This window comes from Pseudonocardia adelaidensis (assembly GCF_039543345.1).
Classification (GTDB): Bacteria; Actinomycetota; Actinomycetes; order Mycobacteriales; family Pseudonocardiaceae; genus Pseudonocardia; species Pseudonocardia adelaidensis.
In genome coordinates this window covers 18,226-32,962 of record NZ_BAABJO010000009.1, presented here as the reverse complement: position 1 = coordinate 32,962, position 14,737 = coordinate 18,226, and the positions used below count along the sequence as shown (strand labels likewise).

General features: G+C 72.2%; 12 protein-coding genes and 1 pseudogene. 5 read left to right on the top strand and 8 right to left on the bottom strand.

The annotated features are described in order from the left end of the window. Positions 1 to 37 precede the first annotated feature (37 nt). The 5 genes from ABEA81_RS13690 to ABEA81_RS13670 all read right to left on the bottom strand — a co-directional run bounded on the left by ABEA81_RS13690 (position 38) and on the right by ABEA81_RS13670 (position 8,372). Complete coding sequence (locus tag ABEA81_RS13690; protein ID WP_345605403.1) at positions 38 to 2,644, bottom strand: Pls/PosA family non-ribosomal peptide synthetase; 2,607 nt, start codon at positions 2,642 to 2,644, stop codon at positions 38 to 40. After that, positions 2,569 to 4,251, bottom strand: a complete 1,683-nt coding sequence (locus ABEA81_RS13685; RefSeq protein WP_345605402.1) for an amino acid adenylation domain-containing protein — start codon at positions 4,249 to 4,251, stop codon at positions 2,569 to 2,571. The genes ABEA81_RS13690 and ABEA81_RS13685 overlap by 76 nt, the downstream gene beginning before the upstream one ends. Then, positions 4,248 to 5,717 (bottom strand): aspartate aminotransferase family protein, encoded by a 1,470-nt coding sequence (locus ABEA81_RS13680; protein ID WP_345605401.1) that lies wholly within the window; start codon positions 5,715 to 5,717, stop codon positions 4,248 to 4,250. Before ABEA81_RS13680 ends, ABEA81_RS13685 begins: the two co-directional genes overlap by 4 nt. A gap of 160 nt (positions 5,718 to 5,877) precedes the next feature. Further along, positions 5,878 to 7,221, bottom strand: coding sequence for an MFS transporter (locus ABEA81_RS13675; RefSeq protein ID WP_345605400.1), 1,344 nt, complete (start codon positions 7,219 to 7,221; stop codon positions 5,878 to 5,880). Further along, complete coding sequence (locus ABEA81_RS13670) at positions 7,218 to 8,372, bottom strand: LLM class flavin-dependent oxidoreductase (RefSeq protein WP_345605399.1); 1,155 nt, start codon at positions 8,370 to 8,372, stop codon at positions 7,218 to 7,220. Before ABEA81_RS13670 ends, ABEA81_RS13675 begins: the two co-directional genes overlap by 4 nt. A 598-nt stretch (positions 8,373 to 8,970) precedes the next feature. Here ABEA81_RS13670 and ABEA81_RS13665 point away from each other — a divergent pair. The 4 genes from ABEA81_RS13665 to ABEA81_RS13650 are packed head-to-tail and all read left to right on the top strand — an operon-like array spanning position 8,971 to position 12,309. Continuing rightward, positions 8,971 to 9,270 carry an acyl-CoA dehydrogenase family protein gene (locus ABEA81_RS13665; RefSeq protein WP_345605398.1) on the top strand — a complete coding sequence of 100 codons (300 nt, stop codon included), beginning with the start codon at positions 8,971 to 8,973 and terminating at the stop codon, positions 9,268 to 9,270. A gap of 16 nt (positions 9,271 to 9,286) precedes the next feature. Then, the gene (locus ABEA81_RS13660) at positions 9,287 to 10,174 is read left to right on the top strand and encodes a carbohydrate ABC transporter permease (protein ID WP_345605397.1); all 888 of its coding nucleotides are present in this window, start codon (positions 9,287 to 9,289) and stop codon (positions 10,172 to 10,174) included. Further along, positions 10,171 to 10,983: a carbohydrate ABC transporter permease gene (locus ABEA81_RS13655; protein ID WP_345605396.1), complete on the top strand. Its 813-nt coding sequence runs from the start codon at positions 10,171 to 10,173 to the stop codon at positions 10,981 to 10,983. The genes ABEA81_RS13660 and ABEA81_RS13655 overlap by 4 nt, the downstream gene beginning before the upstream one ends. Before the next feature lie 9 nt (positions 10,984 to 10,992). Then, positions 10,993 to 12,309 (top strand): ABC transporter substrate-binding protein, encoded by a 1,317-nt coding sequence (locus ABEA81_RS13650; RefSeq protein ID WP_345605395.1) that lies wholly within the window; start codon positions 10,993 to 10,995, stop codon positions 12,307 to 12,309. Positions 12,310 to 12,428: 119 nt separating this feature from the next. On the opposite strand, the pseudogene ABEA81_RS42670 reads toward ABEA81_RS13650, so the two are convergent. Beyond that, positions 12,429 to 12,656 (bottom strand): annotated as a pseudogene (locus ABEA81_RS42670) (tannase/feruloyl esterase family alpha/beta hydrolase); the annotation flags it as partial. 87 nt (positions 12,657 to 12,743) lie between these two features. Then, complete coding sequence (locus ABEA81_RS13645) at positions 12,744 to 12,935, bottom strand: hypothetical protein (RefSeq protein ID WP_345605394.1); 192 nt, start codon at positions 12,933 to 12,935, stop codon at positions 12,744 to 12,746. A 265-nt stretch (positions 12,936 to 13,200) separates the two neighbouring features. Between ABEA81_RS13645 and ABEA81_RS13640 the strand changes: the two genes are divergently transcribed. Then, positions 13,201 to 13,758 (top strand): cysteine hydrolase family protein, encoded by a 558-nt coding sequence (locus tag ABEA81_RS13640; protein ID WP_345605393.1) that lies wholly within the window; start codon positions 13,201 to 13,203, stop codon positions 13,756 to 13,758. 45 nt (positions 13,759 to 13,803) lie between these two features. Here ABEA81_RS13640 and ABEA81_RS13635 read toward each other — a convergent pair whose 3' ends face one another. Then, positions 13,804 to 14,586 (bottom strand): GntR family transcriptional regulator, encoded by a 783-nt coding sequence (locus tag ABEA81_RS13635; RefSeq protein WP_345605392.1) that lies wholly within the window; start codon positions 14,584 to 14,586, stop codon positions 13,804 to 13,806. Positions 14,587 to 14,737: the final 151 nt, after the last annotated feature.

Below are 14,737 nucleotides of genomic sequence, written 5' to 3'. Positions count from 1 at the left end.
GCGGTGTACCAGGTGCCGCCGCGTGGATGGTCGTCGTTCACCGCGGGCGGAGCGCGGCGGCCTCGCGCTGCTCGGTGGCCGGGTTGCCGCTCCAGCGCGACCGGGGTGCCGTCTCCGTGCCCTTCATGAGGAAGGCATCCGTGTCGACCAGGGTCTCGGCTCCGATGTGCACGCCGTAGTGGATGAACCCGTTCGGGCCGATGGTGCTTCGGGCACCGATGACGACGTGGTCGGACTTGAAGGCGCCGTCCTCGAGCGAGTGGGCCTGGATGGTGGTGCCGGCGCCCAGCGTGACGTCGTCGCCGATGGTGACGAGCGTCTTCTCGGGCATGCCGCAGCCGTCGTCGAAGACCCGACGGCCGATGCGCACGCCGAGCGCCCGCCACAGAACGTTCTTCATCGGGGTGCCGTTGAACAGCCCCAGGGCGGCGCCGAGGGTCATCTTCCAGAACCGCTCGTGCTCCCAGAACCGGGGATCGAGGACGGAGCAGAACATGGGTCGCAACGGGCGGAACCCGGTGATGGCGCGTTCCAGCAGGACGTGGAACGAGATGCCGAAGAGCAGCCCGGCGATGGTGACCACCGGCGCGACCCAGAGCCCGGCGCGCGCGAAGGTCTCGAGCGCCAGCACGCTCAGGAAGGCGATCACGTAGAGGTCGACGAGCCCGGCGGCGAGGTAGATGAGCACGGTGACCGTGTTGTGCCGGTTCTTGTGGCGCAGCAGGCGGCGCCGCGCTTCCTCGTTGTCGAGCTCCCTGAACGCCCCGTCACGGTGCACCGAGCGGGGGATCACGAACGCCGGTGACCCCAGCAGGCCGACGTCGCGGTGGACCGGCCCGCCGATCGGGATCCGGACCTTGGTGGCGAGCAGGCAGTTCTCGCCGGCGCGCGCACCCGGCGGGAAGGCGATGTTGTTCCCGAGGAAGTTGCGGTGGCCCATCCGGACCTCGCGCAGCCGGAAGGCGTTGGCGGAGTAGTCGGCGTTCATCACCGCGAGGCCGTCGGAGACCATGGTGCCGCTGCCGATCGTGGTCAGCACGGGGGACTCGTGCCCGACCGCGACCCCGAAGTTCGAGCCGCTCTGCACGAACGGCGCGCCGAAGTGCCAGCCGATCGCGCGCAGGTAGTGCGGGATCGCGGAGCTGTCGCCGAACAGGGCCGTGTAGGCGGGCAGGTTCGTCAGCCGGAGCACCGTGCGGTGGACGCCGTACCGCAGCCCGTACAGCGGGTAGACCACGTTCGCGCGCAGGAACGGGAACAGCAGCCGGGGAACGGCGATCACGAAGACCAGCCCGGTGAGCAGGCCGCCGAAGAGGGCGAGGGCCGACCAGCCGAGGACACTCAGGAACGCGGCGGCGCTGCCGCCCGCGACGGCGACGTCGACGGCGGGTGCGATCCCGTTCCGCACCGCCCACTGCCAGACCTCGGCCATCACCGTGAGGGCGATGGGTCCCAGGAGGACGAGGGCGTTGAAGAGCCTCCACAGGCTGTAGAGGAGCCTGCGCACCCACCCGCAGTGGACGGAGTCGACCAGCCGGTGGTCCTCGTCGCCGCGCCGGGCGGGTGAGCCGTACCAGATCTCGCCGTCCGGTACGCGCTGGCCGGGGTGCAGCGACGAGGCGTGCCCGAGCTGGGCGCCGTCGCCGATCGCGGTGTCGATGTCGAGGACGGTCTGCTCGGCGACGACGGCGTGGGCGCCGATCGTGACCGGTCCGGTCCGGATCCGCCCCGCCTCGGCCCGGTACCCGGTGAACTGGGCGTTCTTGCGCACGATGGTGCCGGGGCCGACCGTGATCAGATCCGTCACCACGGGCGCGCCCGCGAGGATCACCGCGCCCGCGCCGATGCGCGCGCCCAGCATCCGCAGGTGGACGTTGTGGATCGGCGTGCCCACGAACGCGTTCAGCGGGCTGAGCCGCAGGAGCGTGCGCACCAGCCACATCCGCAGGTAGGTGGCTCCCCACACCGGGAACTCGCGGGGCCGCCACCGCCCGATCAGCAGCCACTTCGCGAGCACCGGCAACGCGCTGAGCGCGAGGAAGGCCACGACGGCGACGACCAGCGAGCGCCGCCAGGACCCGACGACGTCGGGTGCGTCCAGCACCCAGGCCAGTGCGGCCAGGCCGACCATCGAGGCCAGCGACGTGTAGCCGAGGTACACCAGCAGCTGCGTGGCGCCGCACAGCAGGTAGCGGGCGGTGCCGGCCCTCGTCACCTCCGGGGCCGCTGCGGGCGTCTCGTCGGTGGGTGGTGGCCCGGCGACGTCGAGGGCGGCGGCGAGCGCGGCGACCGTCGGGTTCTGGTAGATCTGCTGCATCGACGGTGCGGGGTACCGGCCGTCCCGGCGGACCGCCGCGGCGAACCGGGCGAGGAGCAGCGAGTTCGCGCCCATGTCGTCGAAGAAGTGCGCGGTCGTGGAGACCCGCTCGACGCCCAGCGTCCGTGCCAGCAGGTCGGAGAGCGCCCGTTCGGCGGTGGTCGTCGGCTCGACGGGCTCGCCGGTGGGGGCGGCGCTGCGCCTCGCGGTGGGGGGCGGGAGGTTCTTGCGGTCGGCCTTGTCGCTCGACGTCATCGGGATGGCGGCGAGGTGCTCCAGGTAGGCGGGCACCATGTAGCGCGGCAGGTGTTCCCCGAGGTGGGCCACCAACCGCTGCTCGTCGAAGGGCCCGCGTCGCTGCGCAGGCTGTAGTAGCCGACGAGCTCGACGCACCCGGGTGCCGCCTCGAACGTGCTCACGACCGCTCCGGCGACGCCCGGGAACCGCAGCATCACCGACTCGATCTCGGTGAGCTCGATGCGGTAGCCGCGGATCTTGACCTGCAGGTCGATCCGGCCGAGGTACTCGATCTCCCCGTCCGGCGTGACCCGCCCGAGGTCGCCGGTGCGGTAGATGCGACGGGAGACGTTGCCCGGGATGTCGAGGAAATCGGGGACGAACGCCCGTGCGGTGAGGTCGTCGCGGTTGACGTAGCCCTCCGCCAGTCCGATGCCGGCGATGCCGATCTCGCCGACCTCGCCGTGCGGCAACGCCCGCCCGGGATCGTCCGGGTCCAGCACGACGGTTGCGTAGGTCGGCAGCGGCACCCCGATGGTGACCGGCCGGTCCGGGTGCACCTCGGTCCAGGTCGCGGTGACGGTGGTCTCGGTCGGGCCGTAGACGTTGAGGAACCGGCGGCCGGGCCGGTACCAGCGGCTGATCAGGTCCTGCGGGCAGGCCTCCCCGGAGACCAGGAGGAACCGCAGCCCGGGCAGGTCGTCCTCCACGGTCGCCAGGAGGGTGGGGACGCAGCACATGGCGCTGACCCGGCGCTGGGTGAGGAACGCGTGCAGGTCCGCGCCGAGCAGGCTGCCGCCCCTCGGTTTCGGCACCAGCGTGGCGCCCACCGCCCACGGCACCCAGATCTCCTCGACGGAGAAGTCGAACGCGATCGTGAGGCCCTGGTACATGCGGTCGTCCCGGCGCACGCCGTAGGTCTCGGCCGCGACCCGGACGAAGTTGACGATGCTCGGGTGCCCGACCGCGACGCCCTTCGGCCGTCCCGTCGAGCCGGACGTGTAGATCACGTACGCGACGGCGTCCACGACCGGTCCGCGTTCGTCCTCCCGCACCCGCCGGTCGCTCTCCTGCTCGATCCGGTCCGCCACGTCGTCCAGGGCGATCACGGGGCAGCCGGCCAGCTGGAGGTGCGGGCGCAGGTGCGCCGGTGACAGCACCGCGACGGCGGAGGAGTCCCGCACGATGTAGGCGATGCGGTCGGCCGGGAACGCCGTGTCGAGGGGCACGTAGGCCGCGCCCGCCTTGAGCACGGCCAGCATGGCGGCGTACGCGTCCACGGCGTCGTCGAACAGCAGGGCCACGCGGTGGCCCGGCCCGATGCCGCGTCGCAGCAGGTGCCGCGCCAGCCGGTTGGCGCGCGCGTCCATCTGGTCGTAGGTGAGCGCGCGGCCCGGCGAGTCGACGCAGAGCTGGTCGGCGCGCCGCACGCGACGCAGCTCGTCGCACCGCTCCTCGAAGAGCTGCTCGAGGCGTTCGCCCGGCCGCCACCGCAGGTCCTGCCGGCGGGTGCGGTCCACCAGCACCCGGTCCCCGGTGGATAGGCTGCTCGGCGCACCGAGCGAACCGCGCTGCCGGGGGATGGCCAGGCCGAGAGTGGTGCTCAGAACGGTCTCGTCGGGCCCGCGCACCGGTTCGAGCAGGCGCATGCCGCTGACCGCCGGGACCGTCTCGGCGGCCCGGTCGGCGGGGTTCACTCCCCGGCCGCCAGGACGCCCGGTGCGCGGCGCGTCGCCGCGGCGACCTCGTCCGCGCACGCGGTGATGGCGTCCACGAGGATGTCGCACGCCGCGTCGACCACGTCCGCGGTGACGTTGAGCGGCGGCAGCATGCGCACCACCGCGTCCTCGCGGCCGCCGAGCTCCACGATCAGACCGTGCCGCAGCGCGGTGGCCTGCACCCGCTCCGCGAGCGGCCCCGCCCGGCGCCCGGTGGCCGGGTCCGCGAGCTCCACGCCCCACATCAGGCCGATGCCGCGCACGTCCCGCACCCACGGCTCGCCGCCCAACACGGCCAGTCGCCGAGCGATCTGCGCGCCGCGGTCGGCCACGTTGTCCAGCACGCCCTCCCGGCGCACGATCTCCACCGCCCGCGCACCGGCGGCGAACGCCACCTGGTTGCCCCGGAACGTCCCGGTGTGCGCGCCGGGCGCCCACACGTCGAGCCGCTCGTCGTACATGATCAACGCGACCGGCTGGCCGATCCCCGACAGCGCCTTCGACGCCACGATCACGTCCGGTTCGATCCCGTACTGCTCGAACGCGAACCACGTGCCCGTGCGCCCGCAGCCGGTCTGGACCTCGTCGACCACCAGCGGCACGTCGAGCTCACGGGTCAGCGCCCGCACCCGCTGCACGAATTCCCGGTCGGCGGGAACGACCCCGCCTTCGCCCTGCACCAGCTCGAACAGCACCGCTGCCGGTCGCGGAACTCCCCCGTTCGGGTCGCGCAACGCGCGTTCCAGGTACTCGGCGCAGTTGACGGCGCAATCACCCCGGGACAGGCCCAACGGGCAGTCCACGCAATGCGAGTACGGGAAGAAATGCACCCCGGGCACGCCGTTCCGGACCGGCGCCTTCGGGCCCACCGGCCCGCTGAACGCCATTCCGGCGTGCGTGGTGCCGTGGAACCCGCCCTGGAACGACACCACGTCGCCCCGGCCCGTGGCGGTCTTGCACAGCTTGATGGCCGCGTCCACGGCGTTGGCCCCGGTCGGCCCACAGAAATGGACCTTCGTCCGGTCGGCCATCCGGCCCGGCAGCATCGACAGCTGTGCCTCGACGAACGCGTCCTTCGCCGGTGAGGGCAGGTCCAGGCCGTGCCCGAACCGGCCCAGCTGGGCGGCCGCCACCTCGACCAGCTCCGGGTGGCAGTGGCCCAGGGACAGCACGCCCGCGCCGGTCAGGAAGTCGATGAACACGTTCCCGTCGACATCGCGCAGGAAGCTCCCACGTGCCTCGTCGACCGCGATCGGGAAATGCCTGCCGTAGACCCGGGCGTTCGATTCGTGAATCCCCTGGCTGGCCAGGAATTCGGCCGAACGCGGCCCGGGCAGGTCGCCGCACACGGCCGGCCGCCAGGCCGGCCGGCTTTCGTCGACCGCGCGCCCGGCCGCGCATTCCTCGTGCGGAGCCCGCACCCTGCCGTCCGCAGCGATCACCATACTGCGATGAGTACTCCAGGATCCCGCGGGGAGGCAAACAGGATGAATCGTTGGAGTGGTGTTCCGGCGGACGTGATCTCGGTGGGGTCCGCACAATGCCATGAATGCGCACCCACATCGGGCAATCGGGGCACCTGTGGGTGAGTAGGCAGGCTCATGGTCACCAGTGCGTGTTCCCCGTCCACGCGGGGCGCCATCCGATCCAGCGGGGCATGGCCAGCACCGCCGTGAGGCTCACGACCGCGGTGCCCGCCAGGTAGGAGGCCGGCCACCACGGGCTGCCGCCGCCGGCGGCGAGCAGGGCGGTGAGCACGATCGGGGTGAGGCCGGATGCCCAGATGCCCGAGCCCTGGAACACCAGCGACATGCCGGTGTAGCGGACGTCGGTGTCGAACAGCTCGGCGAAGAGGGTGGACTCGGCGCCGGTCATCAGGCCGTACCAGACGCCGAGCTGCATCAGCAGGATCGCGACGACGAGCGGTTGCGACCCGGTCTGCACCGCCAGGAACGACGGGATCACCGTGAGGCCGAACCCGGCGGCGCCGGTGCCGAACACGAGCCTGCGCCCGTGGCGGTCGGCCAGCAGCCCGGCGACCGGCGCGACGACGGCCATCAGCAGCGCGCCCGCGGTGACGGCGAGCAGCACGACCACCCGGTCCATCCCCACGGTGGCGGTCGCGTAGGTGATCGCGAAGACGCCCCACGTGTTGAACGCGGCGCCCTCTGCCCAGCGCGCGAGCATCCCGGCCGCGATGCCGCGGCGGTGGGCCCGCGTGCGGAAGACCTGCACCACCGGCACCTTCACGGTGGCGCCGCTCTCGCGCAGGCGCTGGAACTCCGGCGTCTCCATGATCCGCAGCCGCACCAGCAGGCCGACCGCGACCAGCACCACGCTCAGGACGAACGCGACCCGCCAGCCGATGGCCAGGAACGCCTCGTCGTCCAGAACCTCGCCGAGCAGCGCGAACGCGCCGGTGCCCAGCGCGAGGCCGAGCCCGAGCCCGATCTGGGGCACGCTGCCGTAGCGGGCGCGCCTTCCCGGCGGCGCGTTCTCGACGGCGAGCAGCACCGCGCCTCCCCACTCACCGCCGACCGCGAGGCCCTGCAGCACCCGCAGCAGGACCAGCAGCACGGGCGCGGCGACACCGATCGTCGCGTAGGACGGCAGCAGGCCGATCAGCGCCGTGGCCCCGCCCATCAGCAGCATCGTGGCGACGAGCGTGCGCTTGCGCCCGATCCGGTCGCCCACGTGCCCGAAGAGGACCCCGCCGATGGGCCGGGCCACGAACCCGACCGCGAACGTGCCGAACGCCAGCAACGTGGCCACGACCTCGTCGCCGACGGGGAAGAACAGCTTCGGGAACACCAGGCTCGCGGCCGTCGCGTAGAGGAAGAAGTCGTACCACTCGACAGTGGTGCCGATGAGGCTCGCGGTGAGGACGGTCCGCGTTCCCGCGGCGTGAGCGCGATCCTCGATCAGGGCGGTCACAGTGTCGTTGCTCATCGGGCGGCCGCGAACGGGACGGTCCGGGACGGGGCGGGCGCGAGGTTCGCCCCGCCGGGTGGCTGCCAGAGGCCGCGCCGCTGCAGGATGGGCAGCACGCCTTCGCCCACCCACCAGGCCTCCTCGAGGTGGGGGTGGCCGGAGAGCACGAACTCGTCGATGCCCAGCGCGTGGTACTCGGCGATCCGGTCGGCCACCTCGCCGTGGCTGCCGACGAGTGCGGTACCGGCCCCGCCGCGCACCAACCCGACGCCCGCCCACAGGTTCGGTGACACCTCCAGGCTCGCCGTCGAGCCGCCGTGCAGGGCGCGCATCCGCCGCTGCCCCTCCGACTCGCTGCGCGCGAGCCCGGCCTGCACCCGCTCGATGGTGGCCGGGTCGATCGCCGCGAGCAGCGACTCCGCGTGGGCCCATGCCTGCTCGGAGGTGTCGCGGGTGATCACGTGCAGGCGGATGCCGAAGCGGACGTTCCGGCCGTGCTTCGCGGCGAGCACCCGGACGGCGGCGATCTTCTCGGCCACCTGCGCCGGCGGTTCGCCCCAGGTCAGGTAGACGTCGACGTGCTCGGCGGCCACCTGCAGTGCGGCGGGGGAGGAGCCGCCGAAGTACAGCGGCGGCACCGGGTCGGGCAGCCGGTCCAGGTGCGCGCCCTCGACCTGCACGTGCTCGCCGTGCAGGTCGACCTCCTCCCCGCGCCACAGCGCCCGCACCACCTCCAGGAACTCCCCGGAGCGGCGGTAGCGCGCGTCCTTGTCGAGGAAGTCGCCGTACGCCCGCTGTTCCGACGGTTCACCGCCGGTGACGACGTTGAGCAGCAGCCGCCCGCCCGAGTGCCGCTGGTAGGTGGCGGCCATCTGCGCGGCGAGCGTGGGGGAGACGAACCCCGGTCGGAACGCGACGAGGAACTTCAGCCGTTCCGTCTCGCCCACCAGCATCGCCGTGGTGAGCCAGGCGTCCTCGCACCACGCCCCGGTGGGCGTGAGGGCGCCGGAGAACCCCACCTGCTCGGCCGCCCGCGCGACCTGCGTGAGGTAGCCGATCGAGGCGGGGCGGACGCCGCCTGCGGAGCCGACGCCGACGCCGTGGCCGCCGCCGACGAGCTGGCGGCCGTCGCCGTAGGTGGGCAGGAACCAGTGGGCGGTCAGGGACACGGGAGGTTCTCCTCGGGGAACGGGCACAGAAAGCATTTCCAGCGCAGCACGGCGGCGCCGGAAATGCAAACTCGTCGTAATGGTCCGGACAATTCGTTCCCAATGAATGGGCAATGCCGGTCGATGTCCCGACAATTCGGCGTGACGTCCATCGCAGATGCGTCGGAGCTTTGATTACGGGGGCGGGTTTCTCTACCGTTCCTCGCGGCATCTGATGTCTCGACCCGGAGGAGGAGGGCATGAGCGCTGCGCTCGTCCGCCGCCACCACGTCGACCTCTGCCGCACGAGCACGGCGGTCTGTCCGGCCTGACGCCCGGCCCCGTTCCCCCTCCGTGCTCGGCTTCCCGGAGTCCCCGATGTCGCCTGTCCTGTCCCGCCGCCTCCTGCGGCGCTCCGCACTCGGGGCGGGTGCTCTCGGCCTCGGCCTCGCCGCCTGCGAGGGAACGGCCACCTCGCTGCCGGCCGGCGCGCCCGCCGACCTCACCGGCGCGACGATCCGCGCGATGGTCAACCAGCCGCACGTGCTGGCGTTCACGCAGCTGCTCGCCCCGGCGTTCGAGCGCGAGTTCGGCGGCAGGCTGGAGACCACCGCCGTGCGTGGCCGACCACCTCGACCGCGCCGACGCCGCCGGCGCCGCGCTCACCTGGGACGCCCGCGGCGAGCTCGCCGAGCACGTGGCTGCGCTCAAGGTGGTGGCCACGGACGTCGCGCTCGGCGTCACGAACACGATCTTCGACGTGACCGGCGCCCGTGCCACCAGCAATGCGGTCGGGCTGGACCGGTTCTGGCGCAACGTCCGCACCCACACCCTGCACGACCCCGTGGCGTACAAGCGGCGCGAGGTGGGCGATCATTACGTCAACGGCACGTACCCGCCGTTCACGCTCTACACATGATCCTCTCGGGGGGCGGATGGCCGGCAGGCGGCAGGGAGCGCGCCGCGACACGCGCACGGCCTACCTGCTGCTCGCACCCAGCCTGTTCGGCATCAGCGCGTTCCTGGTGCTGCCGATCCTCGTGGTCGCGGGGCTCGCGCTGCAGCGCTGGGACCTGATCGGCCCCCGCACCTTCGTCGGGTTCGAGAACTTCACCGCGGTGGCCGTCGACGGCCGGTTCGCCCGCTCGCTGCTGACCACCGCCGTGTTCGTGGCGATCGTGATCCCGGCGCAGACCGTGCTCGGGCTGGTCGCGGGGCTGCTGCTGAACCGCGGGCTGCGCGGGTCGGCCGCGTTCCGGGTGCTGTACGTGCTGCCGTGGATCTGCGCGCCACTCGTGCTCGGCGTGGTGTGGCGGTGGGTCCTCGCCCCCACCGACGGCGCGCTCAACGCGCTGCTCGGCCGGCGCGTCGAATGGCTCGCCGACCCCGCGCTCGCGCTGCCGTCCGTGGCGGCGGTGACGGTGTGGACGCAGGTCGGCTACGTCGCCCTCTTCTTCTCGGCCGGGCTGCGCGCGATCCCGGACACCGTGCACGAGGCCGCGATGCTCGACGGGGCGACCCCGTGGCAGCGGTTCTGGCGGGTCACCCTGCCGCTCCTGCGGCCCACCACGTTCTTCGTGCTGGTCACCGGGGTGGTCTCGAGCTTCCAGGTGTTCGACTCCGTCTACGCGCTCACCCCGAACGGCGGCCCCCAGGGCGTCACCGACGTCGTCGCGGGCCGGATCTACTACGAGGCCTTCGAGCAGCGCGCGGTCGGCCAGGCCGCGGTGATGGCGCTGGTGCTGTTCGTGCTGCTCGTGGCGGTGACCCTCGTCCAGCAGCGGTGGTTCGCCCGCCGCACGACCTACGACCTGTCGACATGAGGACCGCCGGAACGTACCTGCTCCTGGTGCTGGGCGCGGTCGCGACGCTCGCCCCGTTCCTGCTGAGCCTGCAGACGGCCCTCAAGTCCCCGCTGCAGTTCGCGTCCGAGCCCGTGCTCACCCCGCCGGACCCGCCGACCCTGGTGAACTTCGCCGAGCTGTTCGGCGACCGCTACGACTTCGTGGCGCCGGTCGCGGTCACCGCACAGGTCGTGGCCGTGATCCTGGTGGGGCAGCTGGTGTTCTCGGTGTTCGCCGCCTACGCCTTCGCCCGCCTGCGCTTCCCGGGCCGGGACGCGGTGTTCTGGCTGTACGTGGCCACGCTGATGGTGCCGCAGGTCGTCACGATCATCCCGCTGTACGCGGTGTTCGCCGACCTCGGCATGCGCAACACGTTCTGGGCGCTCGTGCTGCCGTACGTGTTCGGGCACCCGTACGGGATCTTCCTGCTCCGGGAGTACTTCAAGGGCATCCCCGGCGACCTGCTCGACGCCGCGAAGCTCGACGGCGCGGGCACCCTGCGCATCCTGTGGCACGTCGTCGTGCCGGTGAGCAGGCCGATCCTCGCGACGCTCGCGATCATCACCGTCGTCACGCACTGGAACAACTTCCTGTGGCCCCTGGTGATCACCACGGGGCGGCAGTGGCAGGTGCTGACGGTCGCGACCGCGGCCCTGCAGTCCCAGTACAACTCCAACTGGACGATCGTCATGGCCGCCACCACCATCGCGGTCCTGCCGCTCACGATCCTGTTCCTCGCGTTCCAGCGCCACGTCGTCCGCTCGATCACGATCACCGGGTTCCGGTAGGGAGTCCCCATGAGATTGCGCCCCCTCGTCACGGCCGTGGCCGCCGCACTCGCGCTGGCCGCCTGCTCGCCTGCCGCCCCGGACGACGCCCCCTCCGACGAGGGCGTCACCACGGTCACCGTGCGGCTCTGGGACGAGGACGTCGCCACCGCGTACGAGCAGTCGTTCGACGAGTTCAGCCAGCAGAACCCGGACGTGCGGGTCGAGCTGAACGTCGTGCCGTGGAGCGACTACTTCACCGGCCTCAACCTGGACGTCGCGAGCGGCACGGCCGAGGACGTCTACTGGCTCAACAGCTCCAACTTCGGGTCGCTCGCCGACGGCGGCAAGCTGATCGACGTCGGCAAGGAGCTGGGAGGCGACGTCGCGAGCTGGGTGCCGGCCGCGGTGGAGCAGTACTCGCGGAACGGCACGCTCTGGGGCGTCCCGGCGCTCACCGACGGCCGCATCGTCGTCTACTACAACAAGGCCATGCTCGCGGCCGCGGGCGTCGACCCGGACAACCTCACCTGGAACCCCACCGACCCGGCCGCCGACACGTTCCTGCCCGCCGCGCGCAGGCTCACCCGCGACAGCGCGGGCCGCACGGCCGACCAGCCCGGCTTCGACCCGGGCGCGATCACCCAGTACGGCTTCAACGCGGGCCGCGACCTGCAGGCCATCTACTACGACTTCGTCGGCTCCAACGGCGGCCGCATCCAGGCCCCCGACGAGACGCTGACCTTCACCGACCCGAAGACCGTCGAGGCGTTCGACTACCTCGTGAAGCTGATCAACACCGAGCACGTGGCGCCGTCGGCGGCCGACACCAACGACAACGGCGACTTCAGCCGCGACCAGTTCCTCCAGGGCAAGATGGCCCTCTTCCAGTCCGGCACCTACAACCTCAAGAACATCGGCGACGGCGCGACGTTCGAGTGGGGCATCGCGCCACTGCTGGGCGGCCCCGCGGGCCGGGTCAGCGTCGTCAACAGCGTGATCGCCGCCGGCAACGCCGACAGCCCCCGCCGGGACGCCATCCTGAAGGTGCTGCGCTGGCTGGGCTCGGCCGAGGGCGCCTCCTTCGTCGGGGCGGAGGGCGCGGCGCTGCCCGCCGTGACCGGCGCGCAGCAGGAGTACTACGACTACTGGGAGGGGCAGGGCGTCGACACCCGCTTCTTCGGCGACGAGGGCGGCACCGCAACGATCCCGGCGCCCTCCGGCCCGAAGTTCGAGGCCGCGTCCACCGCGTTCAACCCGATCCTGAACGAGGTGTTCGCCGGCCGTACCCCGGTGGCGGAGGGGCTGCAGCAGGCCCAGGACGCGGGCAACGCGGCGATGCGCTGACGTTCCTGACCCTGTGAAAGTGGGGCGCTCCGGGGCGCGGGACCGCCATCCGAGTCGTCTCGTCGCATGATGGGCGCTGCCGTCGTTCGGGTCGCCCTGGCCGTTCCAGCGGGCGACGGTGGGTACGGGCAGATCGGGCGCGTTGCGGTGGTCGCGCCGTTCCCGTCGAGCCGCTCGCCGTCCAGGGTGACGGGCGCCTCGCCGTTCTCCACCCAGCCGACGAGGGCGGCGAGCGGGTCGGCCGGCTGCGCACCGGCGCCGCCGCGGCAGTGCCCGACGCCGGCGGTGAGGAAGAGGCGCACGAACTCCTGCGCGCGATCCGGTCCGAACATGGCCCGCAACCGCTCGTAGTGGTCGACGAGCCGACGGCAAGTAGGTGTGGATCATCGTTGCCATCTGCACATGCCCCGCCGCGCGTGCGACACATGACCCGGTCACGAGGCCGGGACGCACTCCGGCTCGATCCGGTCGGCAAGGCGCCGCAGAGCCGTGACCACCAACCGGCGCGGCCGGTGGAGGCGCTGCCGGGGCGGGCGGTCGGGTGTCGTCGGTGCGTCCGGGCAACCGGACATCACGTGCTGCACGGTCGCCTTGTCGGCGATGACCATGGCAAGTGGGTCGAACATCGGGTCCTCCCGGGCACCGGTCTGATATAGCAATCCGTTGGTTGCAATTCAGACTATGACAACCCGCCGGTTGCGTCAATGGCAAGGCCTGAGACCTCAATCAGAGTTGTTGGCATCTCAGAGAGGTCATACTCTGATCTCAGCCGCCCACGAGTGAAGGAGTCGTCCCGATGAAGGTCCCATCGACCCCGCCGGACCACGCGGCCGGCATCGCCGTGCTGCCGACCACCGGGCGACGGATGGAGCGGCCTGCCGGGAGCGCGTCATGAACTCCGCGCTGGTCATCGGCGACATCCAGCGGGGCATCACGGCCGACTACCCGTTCGCCCGGCAGGTCGTGCCGCCGCTCACCGAGCTGCTCCCGCGCGCTCGCGCGGCCGGTGCCCTCGTCGTGTTCGTGCACTTCGGCCTCCGCCGCAACGGGGCCGACCTGCCGGCGGGCAACGCGATGTTCCGGTCGTTCCACGACGCCGGGGATGCGTTCCACGAGGGATCGGCCGGGACCGAGGTCGATCTGCCGGTCGCCGAGGAGGACGTCGTCGTCCTGAAGCGGCGTGCCAGCGCGTTCGCCGGCACGGATCTCGACCTCGTGCTCCGCGCGCGCGGTGTCGACACGCTCGCGGTCGCCGGCGTCGCGACCAGCGCGATGGTCGCCGCGACCTGCTACGACGCCGCGGACCGTGGCTACCGCCTGACGGTCCTGCGCGACGGGTGCGCCGACGGCGACCCGGCGATGCACGACTTCTTCATGGACACCGTGTTCCCCAGCCGGGGGTTCGCGGTCGTGCCCTGCGGCCGTTGGGACGGGGGACGGGACGCGTGAACGGCGCGTTGCCGGACCGCCCGGGGGGCGCCGCGGGACTTCTCCTCACGCCGGCGTGGCCGGCGGGAGCACCGCCGGCGGCATCTCGATGTTCGCCCTGCTGACCGACGTGCTCCTGGCCAGGACCAGCAGCACGTCGCGCCGCACGCGTTCGCACCGCTCGCGCACGGCCGAGTGGGTGCCGTCGACGTCCCGCGCGCGCAGCCGCTCGACGATGGCCTGCAGCTCCCCGGGCGGGCTCGCGGCTTCCGGAGCGATCAACGCGGCCATCCGCAGCACCCGCTCCAGCTCGTCGACCACGTCGACCACCGCCTTGGCGAGGCGGTCGTTGCCGCAGGAGCTGGCGATGACGGCCTCGAACTCGATCCCGGCCCGCAGCGACTCCTCCTGCCCGACCTCGCCCGCGGCGAGCGCGACGGGCACCCGGGACAGCTCGTCGAGCCGGTCGAGCGCGGGCGCCCCGACGCCACGGCGCGCGGCAGCGGCGGCGGCCTCGGCGGACAGCAGCGTCCGCATCGCACAGAGATCGTCGGTGTCCCGGAGCGTGATCGGGCTGACGACGTACCCGGCGCGCGGGAGCGCGGTCACGAGCCCGTCGCGCCGCAACCGGGCGAGCGCCTCGCGCACCGGGGTCTTGCTGATGTGCCATTGCCGTGCGAGCGACGTCTCGGTGAAGCTGCTGCCGGGTGGCAGTGTCAGGTCGATGATCTGGCGCCTGATCGCCCGGTAGGCCTGGCTGGTGCGGCCGAGGCCCGCGTCCTCACGGCCGACCAGCAACAGGGCGGGGATGTGAGGCGTGCCCGTGAGCACGGGATGGATGTCACCCACCGAGTGAGCCTATCACCGCATTGATACAGCAAAATGAGCATCTGATATCTCAAAGGGGAAGGGAGTGCGTCGATGACGGCCGTCTCGCCGGAAGGCACGTCCCTCGGCGACGGGGCCGCACCGCGCCCACTGCGGCTCGAGCACGCCGAGG

Bases quoted from the DNA above. Each gene is read 5' to 3' on its own strand.
- ABEA81_RS13660 (WP_345605397.1), top strand. From the start codon at position 9,287: ATGGCCGGCAGGCGGCAGGGAGCGCGCCGCGACACGCGCACGGCCTAC.
- ABEA81_RS13640 (WP_345605393.1), top strand. From the start codon at position 13,201: ATGAACTCCGCGCTGGTCATCGGCGACATCCAGCGGGGCATCACGGCC.
- ABEA81_RS13655 (WP_345605396.1), top strand. From the start codon at position 10,171: ATGAGGACCGCCGGAACGTACCTGCTCCTGGTGCTGGGCGCGGTCGCG.
- ABEA81_RS13675 (WP_345605400.1), bottom strand. From the start codon at position 7,221: ATGAGCAACGACACTGTGACCGCCCTGATCGAGGATCGCGCTCACGCC.
- ABEA81_RS13650 (WP_345605395.1), top strand. From the start codon at position 10,993: ATGAGATTGCGCCCCCTCGTCACGGCCGTGGCCGCCGCACTCGCGCTG.
- ABEA81_RS13680 (WP_345605401.1), bottom strand. From the start codon at position 5,717: ATGGTGATCGCTGCGGACGGCAGGGTGCGGGCTCCGCACGAGGAATGC.
- ABEA81_RS13645 (WP_345605394.1), bottom strand. From the start codon at position 12,935: ATGTTCGACCCACTTGCCATGGTCATCGCCGACAAGGCGACCGTGCAG.